Origin of the sequence: Isoptericola sp. NPDC019571 (assembly GCF_044389385.1) — a bacterium.
Classification (GTDB): Bacteria; Actinomycetota; Actinomycetes; order Actinomycetales; family Cellulomonadaceae; genus Isoptericola; species Isoptericola nanjingensis.
In genome coordinates, this window is record NZ_JBIRXZ010000008.1 from 51,600 (window position 1) to 65,921 (window position 14,322).

General features: G+C 74.6%; 7 protein-coding genes. 3 read left to right on the forward strand and 4 right to left on the reverse strand.

Annotated features, from left to right (window positions below; genetic code table 11):
• Nucleotides 1-298: 298 nt before the first annotated feature.
• From pulA to ACH443_RS14640, 3 genes are all read right to left on the reverse strand, one after another.
• Nucleotides 299-6,160, reverse strand: coding sequence for a pullulanase-type alpha-1,6-glucosidase (gene pulA, locus ACH443_RS14630; protein WP_430590719.1), 5,862 nt, complete (start codon nt 6,158-6,160; stop codon nt 299-301).
• A gap of 161 nt (nt 6,161-6,321) precedes the next feature.
• Complete coding sequence (locus ACH443_RS14635) at nt 6,322-9,921, reverse strand: ATP-binding cassette domain-containing protein (RefSeq protein WP_430590720.1); 3,600 nt, start codon at nt 9,919-9,921, stop codon at nt 6,322-6,324.
• A 50-nt stretch (nt 9,922-9,971) separates the two neighbouring features.
• Complete coding sequence (locus tag ACH443_RS14640; protein WP_430590721.1) at nt 9,972-10,961, reverse strand: malate dehydrogenase; 990 nt, start codon at nt 10,959-10,961, stop codon at nt 9,972-9,974.
• A 281-nt stretch (nt 10,962-11,242) separates the two neighbouring features.
• Here ACH443_RS14640 and ACH443_RS14645 point away from each other — a divergent pair, with 281 nt between their 5' ends.
• The 3 genes from ACH443_RS14645 to ACH443_RS14655 all read left to right on the forward strand — a co-directional run bounded on the left by ACH443_RS14645 (nt 11,243) and on the right by ACH443_RS14655 (nt 13,920).
• Nucleotides 11,243-12,262 carry an MIP/aquaporin family protein gene (locus tag ACH443_RS14645; protein ID WP_429766201.1) on the forward strand — a complete coding sequence of 340 codons (1,020 nt, stop codon included), beginning with the start codon at nt 11,243-11,245 and terminating at the stop codon, nt 12,260-12,262.
• A gap of 187 nt (nt 12,263-12,449) precedes the next feature.
• Nucleotides 12,450-12,788, forward strand: coding sequence for a CD225/dispanin family protein (locus ACH443_RS14650; RefSeq protein ID WP_430590722.1), 339 nt, complete (start codon nt 12,450-12,452; stop codon nt 12,786-12,788).
• Nucleotides 12,781-13,920, forward strand: a complete 1,140-nt coding sequence (locus ACH443_RS14655) for a CD225/dispanin family protein (RefSeq protein ID WP_430590723.1) — start codon at nt 12,781-12,783, stop codon at nt 13,918-13,920. Before ACH443_RS14650 ends, ACH443_RS14655 begins: the two co-directional genes overlap by 8 nt.
• Nucleotides 13,921-13,930: 10 nt before the next feature.
• On the opposite strand, the gene ACH443_RS14660 is transcribed toward ACH443_RS14655, so the two are convergent.
• The gene (locus ACH443_RS14660; RefSeq protein WP_429766195.1) at nt 13,931-14,293 is read right to left on the reverse strand and encodes a DUF3017 domain-containing protein; all 363 of its coding nucleotides are present in this window, start codon (nt 14,291-14,293) and stop codon (nt 13,931-13,933) included.
• Nucleotides 14,294-14,322 lie beyond the last annotated feature (29 nt).

Sequence of the window (14,322 nt, forward strand, 5' to 3'; positions counted from 1 at the left end):
CCTCGCGCTCCTTCTCGTCGTCGAGTGTCCCCCGGCAGCGACCTTCGCCGCCGGCGCCCGGACGCCGAGGTCTTCCTCGGACGGCCGAGCCGGTCCGCGGTACAGACTGCTGCGTTCGAGTTCCGAAGTCAAAGCCTGGGCGGGTGGAAACCGATAACGATCGTGTCACGCCGCACCGTTGTCACAGCGAGAGCGCGAGAAGGGCCGCGGGACGGCGTTCCGTCCCGCGGCCCTCCGGGTCCCGCCCCCTCGACAGTTGGTTCGTACGTCGAACACAACCGCGAGGGCGTGCGGTGGCTCAGCGCTGCGGGTCCTCCAGCACCGCCACGGTCCGGGCGGGCACGGTGACCGTGCCCGTGCGCGCGTCCCACCGGGTCCGCTTGACGACCGCGTCGCTCCCCGAGCGCTGCACGCCCGAGAGCCGGAAGTCCCGGCCGCGCAGCCCGGCCAGCTCGAGCGTCACGGGCTCCGGCGACGCGTTGAACACCGTCAGCAGGCCGTCCAGGCGACGGTCGGCGTCACGGCCGACGGTGTCGTCCACCGCCATGGCGACGACGCCGGGCTGCGCGTCCGGCCCCGCCCCCGGGAACGACACCTTCTGCTCGATCGCCGCGGCGCTGCCGAGGCGGAACAGCCGCGTCGAGGACCTCAGCTCGAGCAGCTCGCGCGCCGCGTCGGAGGCCGTCGCGATGTCCGACGGCGCGGGCTTGAGCGCCGGGTCCGCCAGGAGCGGCGCCATCACCGGCCACGCGTCCTCGTTGTCCGCCGCCGGCGGCAGGCCGCGGCCGAAGCCGTTGTCCTGCCCCGACCAGTCGATCGCGTTGAACCAGTCGCCCGAGTCGTAGGAGTTCCGGTCCAGCGACTTCGAGCGCAGCAGGTCCGTGCCCGCGTGCCAGAACGACGGGGTCTGGGCCAGCGCCGTCGTCGCGAGCGACACGGTGTTCATCCGGACCCGGTCCGTCATCGCGGTGTCCTGCGGCAGCTTGAGCGTCAGCAGGTCGAAGAGCGTCTCGTTGTCGTGCGCGTCGACGTACGTGACGACCTCCTCCGGCGAGTCCGCGTACCCCGCGGGCGCGCCGCGGTAGTCGAGGTCCTCCCCCCGCGTCGTCTCGCCGGCGCCGTCGTCCGCCGCCCGGAACGCGTAGTCCCGCAGGTTGCCCGCCAGCCCGAGGCGCACCAGGTCGGTCTGGTGGCCCAGGTCGGCGCGCTCGTCGTCGGAGCCGTCGTTGACGCTGCCGGCGTCGCCCTCGCTGGCCTCGCGACCGTTCGGGTCGGTGAACAGCCCCGTGCCAAAGCCCTGGGTGAACCGCGACGCGGCGTCCACCGGCGACCCGCCGTGCACGGCGTCGCGCAGCCTGTCGCTGAACGTGCCGATGCCCGTCCCGCCGAGCTGCCCCTGCGTGGCCTGCGTGAACAGGGCGTTGTCCGCCACCTCGCCGAAGTTCCAGCCCTCGCCGTACAGGTAGACGGCGGACCCGTCGACGCCGTCCTTGCGGACGGTCAGGGCGTCGAGCGCCTCGCGCACGGCCAGCATGTTCTCCTTCGAGTGGTGGCCCATGAGGTCGAAGCGGAAGCCGTCCACCTTGTAGTCGCGGGCCCACGTGACCACCGAGTCGACCATGAGCTTGCCCGCCATCGCGTGCTCGGTGGCGACGTTCTGGCAGCAGGTGCTGGTCTCCACGGCGCCCGTCGTCGGGTTCAGCCGCTGGTAGTAGCCCGGCACGACCCGGTCGAGGACGCTCTTCGCGTCCTGCCCGCTCGCCGCGGTGTGGTTGAACACCTGGTCGAGCACCACCTGCAGGCCCGCGTCGTGCAGCGAGCCCACCATCGTGCGGAACTCGGCCACGCGGGCACCCCCCTCGGCATCGACGGCGTACGAGCCCTCGGGGACCGAGAAGTGGAACGGGTCGTAGCCCCAGTTGAAGCCGTCGCTCGCCGCGACGTCGCCGACCGCCGCCTGCTGCTCCTCGCCGTCGGGCGCGAACCCGGACAGGTCGGGCGTGGTCGCCTGGTCCGCACGGTCCTCGGGGATCGTCGCGATGTCGAACGTCGGCAGCAGGTGCACCGTCGTCATGCCCGCGTCGGCCAGCTCGCGCAGGTGCGCCATGCCGTCCGAGCGCCGCTGCGCGAACGCGAGGTACGTGCCGCGCTCCTTCGCCGGCACGGTCTCGTCGGAGATCGAGAAGTCGCGCACGTGCAGCTCGTAGATCGTCTGGTCCACGGCCCGGTCGACGACGGGCTGGCGCGCGTGGCGCCAGACCTTCGGCTGCCAGCGCTTGTCGTCCAGGCCGACGACGACCGAGTGCGTCGAGTCGAGCGTGAGCCCGACCGAGTACGGGTCGGTGACGACGTTCGTCTCGACCTTCCCCGTGCCCGGCACGTAGACCGTCACCGCGTACCGGTAGCGGGCGCCGTCCCAGGCGAGCCGCTTCGCCGCCCGCTTGCCGTCGAGCGTCCACGAGCCGTCACGCTCGCGCACCGCGTCGAAGCGCTCGGGGTCCTCGGCCAGGTCGCGGCCGGCGGGCCACACGAGGAGGTCGACGTCCTGCGCCGTCGGCGCCCAGAGCGCGAACGAGGCCCACCGGCCGCTCGGGTGCCGCTGCGCGCCGAACGTACGCTTCGACGCCTGCTCGCTGTACAGGTCGTCGAGGACGCCGGGCACCTGCACGCCCGTCGCCGCGGACAGCCCCTCGCCCGAGGCCCGGGTGACCAGCAGCTGGCCGGTCAGGAGCTCCTCGACCGCCGCGCGGCCCAGCGGCTTCCCGTCGTCGCCCACCGGCGCGAGGGCCGTGTGGCCCGCGAGCGCCGGGAAGTCGCGCGCGACGTCGTCGGGCACGTCCCCCGCGGGGGCCAGGTCGTAGGACGCGGCACCCTCCGGCAGGTCGCCGCCGTCCGGCCCCCGCACCTCGCCGTCCGCGACCGCCAGGCCGCCGTCGGGCGCGGTCCACAGGGTCCAGTCGGCGCCGGAGCCGAGGTCGCCGGGCGCGAGCACCACGCCCTGACGGACCCAGTGCGCGGCCTGCTGCCCCGTGCCCGGCAGCGGCGGGTTCTCCACGCCGATCGTCAGGACGTGCGACGCGAGGTCGTAGGAGAACGCCACCGTCTCGCCCTCGCCCACGCTGAAGGAGTAGTTGGCGCCGTCGGGCGCGCCGCCGACGCCGTAGTTCTCGGCCCAGCTCAGCCCGTGCGCCACCTTCGCCTCGTACGCGCCGGCGGCCAGGTCGTCGGTGGACCAGGTGTACGTGCCGTCGCCGTCCGGGTCCTTGAGCCACGACGCGAGGCAGTCGGGCGCCCAGGAGGAGGAGCAGCCCACCTGGTCCTGGAACGACCCGGCCAGCGTGACGACCGGGCCCTGCGCGGTGGACGAGAAGTCGTGGCTCACCGGGTCCCAGTAGAACGTGACCTCGCCGCCGTCGTGCGAGTACGTGGCGTTGCCGCCGTCGCGCACTCCCCCGACGCCGTAGTTGACGTCCCACGACCCGTTCACGGCGACCTTGTACTCGTAGTCGCCCTCCGGCAGGTCGAAGGTGCCCTCCCACACGCCGTCCGGGCGCTCGGTGAGGCGCGCGCCCTCGCAGTCCGGGGTCCAGTCGCCGGCGCAGCCCATCTCGCTGTTGTGGCTGCCGGGCACGGTCACCAGGTCGATCTCGGGCTCGGGCTCCTCGTCGCCGACCACGCCGGACACGTCGACGCCGACGGAGGCGAAGGTCGAGGCGGCCGCGCGCTCGCCGTCGGCGTCCTGCGTCACGGCGCGGTACTCGACGAGGGTGCCCTCGGCCAGGCCCTTCGCGTCGTGGAAGACGCGCGGCGTCGTGTCCTCGGCCGTGCCGAGCGGGTTCCACCCGGACGTGCCGACCTCGCGCCACGCGAAGGACGTCTCCGCCCACGCGTCGTCGTCGACGTCCGCCGCCACCGCCGCGGTGCCGGTGACCGCCGCGCCCGCCGCCGGGACGGCGACGTCCAGCGTGCCGTCAGAGTCCGCGCCCACCGTGCGGTCGGCGCGCAGCACCAGGGCCGACGTCGCCGGGACGCTGACGGTGACCTCGCCGGCGTCGTCCGCGGTCACCGGCTCCCCGTCGCCGTACAGCACCTCGTACGACGCGCCCGGGGTGAGGGTCGTGAAGGTCGCGTCCTTCTCCTGCGCCGCGTTGTTGACGGCGACCAGGTGCTCGACCTTCTCCGTGCGGTCCACGCGGCTGAACGCGTAGATCCCGGCGCCGTTCTCCGCGTACCGCTCGACCTGTGCGCCGGTCGCGAGCGCCGGGTGCGCCTCGCGCAGCGCCGCCAGCTCGGCGATGCGGGAGTACAGCGGCGCGTCGGTGGCGTAGCGGTCCACGCTGCCCGCCTGCTCGCCCGTGACGAGCGGCTGGTCGGCGTACTCGTCGACCTGCGTGGCGAAGAGGGTCTGCCGGGCGTCCTTGTCCCCTCCGGTGCCGGCGAAGCCCTGCTCGTCGCCGTAGTACACGACCGGCTGGCCGCGCGTGAGGTACATGAGGTCGTGGGCCAGCTCGTCCCGGGCCAGCGGCTCGTCCGTGCCCGCGAGCATGTACCCCACGCGGCCCATGTCGTGGTTGCCGAGGAAGGTGGGCAGCGCGGACGCCGACCTTGTCGGGGTCGTGTACCGGTCGTCGCTCGCGAACAGGCTCGCCAGGCCGCGCGCGCTGTTGCCGCTCGCGTAGCTGGTCGCGGCCGCCTGGAAGGAGAAATCGAGCACCGAGCTCATGTCGGTGTCGCGCACGTACGGCGACGTCTTGGCGGCGTCGGCGTCGTAGACCTCGCCGAACATGAAGAAGTCGTCCTTGCCCTGCGCGTGGGCGTAGTCCATGACCTCGGCCGACCACGTCTCCCAGAACTCCGGGTTCACGTGCTTGACCGTGTCGATGCGGAAGCCGTCGATGCCGAGGTCGATCCAGTCGGAGTACACGCCGACGAAGCCCTGCACGACGCGCGGGTCCTCCGTCATGAGGTCGTCCAGGCCGTCGAAGTCGCCGTACGTGACCGACTCCCCCGTCCACGTCGAGTTGCCCCGGTTGTGGTACAGCGTCGGGTCGTTGAGCCAGGCCGGGACCTTGACGTCGGAGTCCTCGGGCGCGATCACCGGCGTGTACGGGAACGACGTCGCGGCGTCGAGCTCGGGGAAGTCGTCCGAGCCCGCGACGTCGCCCGGGTCGAAGGTGTTCCCGGCGGCGTCGGTGTAGGGCGACGTCGCCTGGTCGACGTACCCGTACTCCCCCTCGGCGTAGTCGATGACGTCGGCCGTGTGGTTGGTGATGATGTCGAAGTAGACCTTGATGCCCTTGCCGTGGGCCTCGTCGATCAGTGCGCGCAGCTCGTCGTTGGTGCCCAGGTGCGGGTCGATCCGCGTGAAGTCCGTGATCCAGTAGCCGTGGTAGCCCGCGCTCGCGTCGTCGCCCGTGCCCTGCACCGGGCGGTTGAGGAACGACGGCGTCAGCCAGATCGCGGTGGTGCCCAGGCCCTCGATGTAGTCGAGCTTCTCGCGCAGGCCGGCGATGTCCCCGCCCTGGTAGAAGCCCTTGTCGGTCGGGTCGAAGCCGGTCGCGAGCCGGTCGCCGTCGATCCCGCCGGTGTCGTTCGAGTCGTCGCCGTTCGCGAAGCGGTCGGTCATGACGAAGTAGAACCGCTCGTCCGAGCCCGCCTGCCGCACCGGCGGCACCACCAGGTCGGCGTCCGTCGCGTCGTCGTAGGCGCCGGCCAGCGTCAGCGGCGTGAGCGCGACGCGGTGCGTGGTGTCGTCGTAGCTGACCCGCACGCGCGCGTCGCCGCCCAGCACCAGGGGCGCGTTCTCGCCGGTGCCCTCGCGCCCGTAGGACTCGTCCCAGGCGCCGTCGAGCGCGACCTTGTACTCGTACGTCCCGGCCGGCAGGTCGACGTCGGCGCCGAACGTGCCGTCGCCGGCGGGCGCGAGGGTGGTGGCGGCACAGGTCGGGTCCCAGTCCTCGGCGCAGCCGAGCTCCGTCTGGAGGCTCCCGACCAGGGTGGCGGTGCGGTCCGCGGCGCCCGCCGGGGGCGCCGTCGTGAGGGCGAGCCCGCCGAGGCCGGCGGACAGCGCGGGGACGGTGAGCGCGACGGCGGTCAGCGATGCCGCCGCGCGACGGGTCGGGCGCCTTCGGGGGGCGCGGGCCTGGGCAGCACGAGGCATGGAGGACTCCTTCGTCGTCCGGGCGCGCGGAGGTCGCGACCCGCGGCGACTGTACCGTTGCAGCAACCTTGCAGCAATAGGTCCGCCGACACCTGTGGGCGCCCGTGTGGCGCCATTCCCAGGGGAATAGCGCCGCACGAACGCCCACGACGGAACGACGCTCAGCCCGCCAGGTGCCCCCAGCGCGGCGCGAGCTCGCGCCACGGCCCGACCTCGGCGATCTCGCCGTCGGCGAGGACGACGACGCGGTCGGCACGCGACAGGGCCGCGCGTTTGGACGTCGCGCCGACGACGGTGGTGCCGCGCTCGCGCAGCGACGCCCACAGCTCGATCTCCGTGGTGGCGTCCAGCGCGCTGGAGACGTCGTCGGCCAGCAGCAGCTCGGCGTCCGTCGCCAGCGCGCGGGCGAGCGCGAGCCGCTGCACCTGGCCGCCGGACAGCCGCACCCCGCGGTGGCCGACCAGCGCGTCCGGACCACCAGCCTCGTCCACGTCCTGCCCCAGGCGCGCGGAGGCGACCGGGCCGTCGACGTCGCGCTCGTGGTCCAGGCGCACGTTCTCGCTGAACGTGCCGGACAGCACGCGCGGCACCTGCGCGACGTGCGCGACCTGCCCCGGGCGCAGGAACGCCTGCGCGTCCTCGACGTCCCGCTCGTTCCAGCGGATCCGACCCGTGTGCTCCATGAGGCCGCTCAGCGCGGACAGCAGGCTCGACTTGCCCGAGCCGACCTGGCCGAGCAGCAGCACGAGCTCGCCGCGCCGCACCTCCAGGTCCACCCCCGACACCCCGATGGTGCCGTCGTCGTGCACGGCGGTCACGCCCTCGAGGCGCAGCCGCTCCAGCGCCTCGCGCGGGCCCGCGGCCGGTCGGGGCGCGTCGCCGGTGAGCAGGTCGACGCCCGCGGGCAGGTCCATGAGGTCGGCCCCCGCGGCGAACCGGCCGGTGGCCCGCTGCCACGACCGGGTGCCGGGCGCCTCCGTCACGACCGCCCCCGCCACGACGCCGAACCAACCGAACCCGTTCACGGCGTTCGCGACGAGCAGCGCGGTCGCCAGCCCCCACGTGCCGGTGAGCAGGCCCGCCCAGGCCGCCACGACGCCGAGCTGCACCATGATCATCGGCACGCCGTCGAGGGCGGCCTGGATCCGGTGCTCGAAGATCGCGGCCCGGACACGGCCGCCGTCCACCTCGCGCAGGTGCGCGTGCACCTGCGGGGTCCGCGCGGCGAGCTTCACCGTGCGCGCGGAGTCGAGCGCGGAGACGAGGGCCCGGCCGAACCGGGCGCGAGCGGCGGACGACCGGGTGGCCGAGCGGCCCGCGATCGGCCGACCGACCGCCGACGCGGCCGCCGAGACCACCATGACGGCCAGCAGCACGCCGCCGGCCAGCCACGACCCGCTGAGCAGCGCCGTCACGCCGGCGATGACCAGGCCGTTGACGAAGTCGACCCAGCGGTCCGAGTAGCGCACGAACCGGTCGGAGTCCATGGCGCGGGCCACGACCTCGCCGGGCGGGGTGGCGCGCAGCCGCTCCTGGCGCGTCTGCCCCACCATCACCGCCATCCGGACGCGCAGCAGCACCTCCACCCACCACCGCGGGTAGACGTACAGCGCCCACGCGAGCGCCAGCGGCGCGACGACGAGGAGCACCGCGAACGCGACCATGAGCGCGGTGGGGAAGCCGGCGTCGAGCCCCTCGACCGCCCGCCCCCAGAGGAACCCGGTGAGGGCACCCTGCGCGGAGACGAGGCTCGCCACGAGGAAGAGCGCCGCGCCGACCGCGCCCCACGCGGGGCGCACGAACAGCGCGTGCAGGACGCCGCGCGCCAGGCTCGGGCCCTCGCCCGGGTCGGCGAGGTCCGGCGCCGCGCCGCGGCGGCGCTTGCCGCCCACGTCGTGGGACGCCGCCTGCGCGGACTCCACCGTGCTCGGCGCCGTGCCCGACGGCGCGCTCGACGGCGTCGACCGGTGACCGGTGAGCCCCGACGCGACCTCCTCGGCGGCACCGGCGCTCGCGACGGGTGCGTCCGCGGCGTCGCTCGCCAGGAGCAGGTCGCGGTACGGGCCGTCCTCGCGGGCGAGCCTCGCCCGGGGGCCCTGCTGCACGACCCGGCCGTGGTCGAGCGCGGCGAGCAGGTCCGCCCGCTCGATGGTCGTCAGCCGGTGGGCGACCAGCACGCCCGTGCGGCCGGCGAGCAGCCGCTCGGACGCCGCGACCACGCGGGCCTCGGTGAGCGGGTCCATGCGCGCCGTCGCCTCGTCGAGCACCACCACCTGGACGTCGCGCACCAGCAGGCGCGCGAACGCGACGAGCTGCTCCTCCCCCGCGGACAGCGACGTGCCGCCCGGACCGAGCAGCGTGTCGAGCCCGTCGGGCAGGCCCGACACCCAGGCCTCCAGGCGCAGCTCGCGCACGGCCGCCTCGACGTCCTCGCGCGGGACGTCGGCGAACAGCGCGACGTTCTCGGCGAGCGTGCCGGCGAGGATCTCGGTGCGCTGCGTGACGACGCCCACCGCGGCGCGCAGCTTCTGCAGGTCGAGGTCGCGCACGTCGACGCCGCCGAGGAACACCGTGCCTGGCTCCGGCTCGACGGCGCGCGACAGCAGCGACGCGAGCGTCGACTTCCCGGAGCCGGTGCGCCCGACGAGCGCCACCGTCTGCCCCGCGGGGACGCGGAGGTTCACGCCCTGCAGCGCGAAGGTGCCCTCGGCGTACGAGAAGTGCAGGTCGCGCAGCTCGATGCCCACCGGGCCCTCGGGCAGGTCGCGCCCGCCGCTCGGCTCCGGCTCGACCGACAGCATCTGCCGGATGCGCGTGATGGCGCCCAGCCCTTCCTGGATGTCCGGCAGGTGGTGGATGAGGTTGTCCACCTGGCCCACGAACATCGACGTGACCAGGAACAGCGTCACGAGGTCCTGGACGGCGAGCGTGCCGCCCGACGCCAGCGCGGCCCCGGCCACGGCGACGCCGGCGAGCAACGCGGCGAGCACCAGGCCGGCCCGGCGCAGCATCTTCGACTCGACGACGACCACGTCGCGGAACTTGCGGTGCACGTCCGCCGAGCGCTGCGCCAGGCGGCGGATGGCGAACGGCTGGCCGAGGCTGGTGCGCAGGTCGTCGCGGGCGGCCACCGACTCCTCGAACGCGGCCGCGTGGTCGGTCCAGGCCGCCTCCTCGATCACCTTGCGGCGGGCGATCTCGCCCAGCATCGGGCGCACGAGGACGCCCGCGAGCGCGCCCAGCAGCGGGAACAGGATCCACGCCGGCCACCAGGTGACGCCGGCGACCACGTACATCGGCACGACGCCGACCACCGTGCGGCCCGCGCCCCACAGCTGGCGGCGCACGAGCGTTCCGACGGCGTGCGTGTCGTCGTCGACCCGGTCGAGCACCTCGCCCACGGCCTGCTCGGTGAGCGTGCCGAGCGGCTGGTGCAGCGCCGCGGTGAGCAGGTCGCCGCGCAGCCGCCCCTCGGCGCGGTCGACGACGCCCGCCCACACGACCTGCCCGGCCGTGTCGAACAGGGCGGCGCCGACCACGCAGAGCGCGAGCAGCGTCAGCAGCGCCCCCGTCGGGTCCTCCGCGAGGCGGCCCGCGACGACGGTGCCGAGCGCGGCACCCACCGCTCCGAGGGTGAGCGCGACCATCGCGACCGCGGCGACGGGCCCGCGCAGCCTCCGCCAGTCGAGGCGGCGGGACGGGTCCGTCGGCGTGGTCGTGGTGGAGGTGTGTTCCGCGCGCGCGGCAGGGGCGTCGATCATGGCCCGAGAAGCCTATGCGGCGCCCCCGACGCTCCGCCGCAGAATTTCCGTCAGATCAGCCCGAGGGCGCGCACGGCGTCCCGCTCCTCGGAGAGCTCCTGCACGCTGGCCGCGATCCGCTCGCGGGAGAAGTCGTCGATCTCGAGGCCCTCGACGACCTCCCACGCACCGCCCGACGACGTCACCGGGAACGACGAGACGAGGCCCTCCGGCACCCCGTACTGCCCGGTCGACCACAGGCCCGCGCTGGTCCAGTCGTCCTCGGGCGTGCCCTGCACCCAGTCGTGGACGTGGTCGATCGCCGCGTTCGCCGCGGACGCCGCCGACGACGCCCCGCGCGCGTCGATGATCGCGGCGCCGCGCTTGGCCACCGTCGGGATGAAGTCGTCCGCGAGCCAGAGCTTGTCCTCGTCCGCGTACCGGGCGCCCGGCGTGCCCGCGACGTCCGCCCGGAACACGTCCGGGTACTGGCTCGCGGAGTGGTTGCCCCAGATCGTCACGCGGCGCACCTGCGAGACCGGCACGTCCGCCCGCTTCGCGAGCTGGGAGAGCGCGCGGTTGTGGTCGAGGCGCGTCATCGCCGTGAAGCGGTCCTTCGGCACGTCGGGCGCGTTCGACGCCGCGATCAGCGCGTTCGTGTTGGCCGGGTTGCCCACGACCAGGACCCGCACGTCGTCGGCCGCGCCCGCGTTGATGGCCCGGCCCTGCGGGCCGAAGATGCCGCCGTTCGCCTCGAGCAGGTCCGCCCGCTCCATGCCCGGGCCGCGCGGCCGGGCGCCCACCAGCAGGGCGACGTTCGTGCCCGCGAAGCCCGCCGTGGGGTCGTCGTGGATGTCGATGCCGGCCAGCAGCGGGAAGGCGCAGTCGTCGAGCTCCATCGCGGTCCCCTCCGCGGCCTTCACCGCCTGCGGGATCTCCAGCAGCCGCAGCCGCACGGGCGTGTCGGGGCCGAGCATCGCGCCCGACGCGATCCGGAAGAGCAGCGCGTACCCGATCTGGCCCGCCGCCCCGGTGACGGTGACGTTCACTGGTGTGGTCATGCCCCTACTCTGACGCAGCCGGGCGCCGGGGTCGACCGCCACCCCGGCCCGGCCCTCGACGTCGCCGCCGCCCGGCGCGCCGACCGTCGTGGTGGAGCGCGACCTGGGACGACGCGCGGTAACGTGCCAGGAGCGCCACCGTCGGCCCGCGCTCAGCAACCGTTCAGACCACGGTGGAAGCATGCCCGCGCAGCCGGCCGTGAGGCCGGTCACGCACGACCGGCCCTCCCACCGCGGGGGGCACACCGAGACGCCCGTCTCCCGAGCAGAGAAGGACCCTCATGTCCCAGGACATCGCCGCCGAGGGCGGTACGGCTCCGGCCGACGTCGACACGGCGGCAGGAGCCCCGCAGCACGGCCTGTTCGCCCGGCTCGCCGCCGAGGCCTTCGGCACGTTCGTGCTGGTGCTCGGCATCGTCGGCACCGCCACTTTCAACCTGTTCAACAACGGTCAGATCATCACCGTCGCGCTCGCGGGCGGGATCCTCGTCATGGGCGCCATCGCCGCGGTCGGCGGCGTCTCCGGCGGCCACTTCAACCCCGCCGTGACCTTCGGCCTGACGCTCGCCGGCCGTTCCGCGTGGCGCGACCTGGTGCCGTACTGGGCCGCCCAGCTCGTGGGCGGCACCGCGGCCGCGGCCGTGATGTTCTCGATCATCCCGGAGTCGGTGCTCCCGTTCGCTCAGGCGACGAGCAAGGCCGAGCTCTTCCAGGGCACGGCCAACGGCTTCGGATCGCACGCGCCCGCCGCCACGCTCACCGCCGCGGCGGCGCAGCAGGGCGGCGCCCCCGTCGAGTTCACGATGTGGGCCGCGATCCTCGTCGAGGTGATCGTCACCGCCGTCTTCGTGGGGATCATCCTCGGCGTGACCAGCAAGCGCACGTCGGTCACGTTCGCCCCGGTGGTCATCGGCCTGTCCCTCGGCGCGCTGATCATCGTCGCCTGGCCGGTCACCAACGCCTCGCTCAACCCGGCGCGGTCGTTCGCCTCGGCGGTGTTCGGCGGAGGCTGGACGTGGGGCCAGCTGTGGGTGTTCGTCGTCGCCCCGCTGGTGGGAGCGGCACTCGCCGCCCTGTTCGCCCGGGCGTTCCAGCCGGTGCCCGCCCTCGCGCTGACCGAGGTCGAGTACACGGCCGTGACGGTCGAGGAGCGGACCGCCCCCGAGCACGACGTCGTCGACGACGGCGCCCTTCCGACGGCGTCGGAGGTCGACGAGAACGAGGGCGAGTGGGACGGGCAGGACGTCGACGACGCCAAGCCCGGCACCGACGAGCCGAAGGGCGACGCGCCGCGCGCCTGACGCACCGCGCGCCTGACGCACCGACGCACGAGGGCCGGTACCCGCAGGGTGCCGGCCCTCGTGGCGTCCGCGCAGGATTTCACCCGCGGGGCGGAGAGCGCGAAGTCGGACCTCTGGTACAAATGGCGCGCCGCTGATCGCTGCGGCCACCGATGGCTCGGTGCCCGTTCCCCGATCGGAGTCGCCGTTGACCCCGTCCGTACCGCCGTCGTCCGTCCCTCCCGGGCGCGACGTGCACCACGCCACCGGCTGGGCCGTGGCCGCCGCGATCCTGTGCTGGCCGCTCGGCGTCCCGGCGCTCCTCGGAGCCCAGCGGGCGGCCCGGGCGATCGGCTCCGGGGACCTCGCCGCCGCGACGACGCACGCCCGGGCCGCGCGACGGTTCGGGATCGCGGCCGTCGTCGTCAGCGCCGTCGTGAGCGTGGTGCTCTCGGCCGCACTGATCGGGCTGATGGTGACGGTCCTTCTCGACCTGGGCTGGCCAGGACTCGGTACCACCGCGCCGCCCGGGAGCCCCCGTGGCTGAGCCGACGACGGCGTCCGCCCCCGCGCGGACCGGCACCGGCTGGGCGGTCGTGGCCATGGTCTGCTTCTGGCCGCTGGCGATCGGCGCCGTGCTCGCCTCCGTCCGCGCGTCGCGCGCCCTCGGCGCCGGCGACGTCGCCGCCGCCGCGACGCAGACCCGCCGGGTGCGCACGGCGGGGATCGTGGCCGTCGTCGTCGGTCTCCTGGCCCGCGCGGTGAGCGTGGTGGTCCTCGTCGCCGCCGTCGGACTGGTGGACGACGTGCGCCCGCTCCTCACCGCTCTGGCCGGCCCGCCGTCGTCATCGACGTCGTCATCGGCGTCGTCATCGTCGACGTCGTCGGCGGACCCGTTGACGCTGCCCCCGGCGAAGGGGGCCGCACCGGCCGGCCTCACCGGGGACGTGACGTTCGCGGACGCGAAGCCGTGGCGGATGCTCGCCCCCGGCGACTGCTTCGCGCAGGCAGAGCTCCACGGGATCGTGCCGCTCGTCCCGTGCGGGGACGACACCGCGTCCACCGTGTTCTACGCCGGGCCCTCCGGTCCCGCCTGGCCGGGCGACGAGGTCGGCGGCCAGATCGCGTCGGAGGTCTGCGACGGTGCCCTCGAGGACCTGGGGCGGAGCCCGCTGGAGGTGCCCTACGCACGCTGGTTCACGGCGAAGGACGGCTGGGACTTCTGGCCCCACCTCGTGTGCGCGGCCGCGCCGGCCGCGGGCGACCCCGCGCCCGCGCCGCCCCCGACCGACACCCGCGCGCCCGCGGACGGCGGCCCCCGTCACCTGAGCATCGCCCTGTCCCCCGCGTGCTTCGACGCCACCCGGTTGACCAGGTGGGGCGACCTCGTGGTGCCTCTGGTCGAGTTCTGCGACGAGCCGCACACCGGTCAGGTGTTCGCCGAGCACCGCATCGGCGTCGAGGTCGCCGAGAACGACGCCACGATCTGGGCGGCGGGGCGCGCCTCCTGCGCGGAGGCGTGGGCCGAGTTCGTCGGCGGCGAGTACGCCGGTCCGCCGCTCGAGGTGTGGACGGTGGTCCCCGAGTTCAGCGAGTGGGGGGACGGCTGGCGCAGCGTCACCTGCGCGGTCACCTCCGAAGAGCCGCTCACCGCGAGCCTCGCGGGCTCGGCGGGCTGATCGCGGGCGCTCAGCCCAGGCCGGGGGCGGTCAGGGCCAGCACGCCGATGACGACGGCGCCACCCCAGCACAGGAAGACGTCGAAGCCCCGGCTCCGCACGACCAGCCCGACCGGCCCGGTGGCCGACGTGGCCCGCCACGTGCCCGCGACGGCGAGGGTCAGCGCGATGGTGCCGGTGCCGACGCGGGCCCCGACCAGCACGCCGAGCACGACGGCGAGCACGATGCCGGCGAGCACGGTGACGATGGCGCGCTCAGGACCGGGCAGAGGGCGCGCCGGCTCCTCGCCCTTCGCCCCGACCGTGTGCCACGCGGGCGCGGGCTCGGCCCCTCCGGGGTCACGCGGAGGGTCGGGCAGCGCACGGGGATCCACGGCAGCCGAGCCTACCGTCGCGCGACCGC

Coding starts and splice junctions, on each gene's coding strand:
- pulA (WP_430590719.1), bottom strand. CDS start 6,160: ATGCCTCGTGCTGCCCAGGCCCGCGCCCCCCGAAGGCGCCCGACCCGT.
- ACH443_RS14635 (WP_430590720.1), bottom strand. CDS start 9,921: ATGATCGACGCCCCTGCCGCGCGCGCGGAACACACCTCCACCACGACC.
- ACH443_RS14640 (WP_430590721.1), bottom strand. CDS start 10,961: ATGACCACACCAGTGAACGTCACCGTCACCGGGGCGGCGGGCCAGATC.
- ACH443_RS14645 (WP_429766201.1), top strand. CDS start 11,243: ATGTCCCAGGACATCGCCGCCGAGGGCGGTACGGCTCCGGCCGACGTC.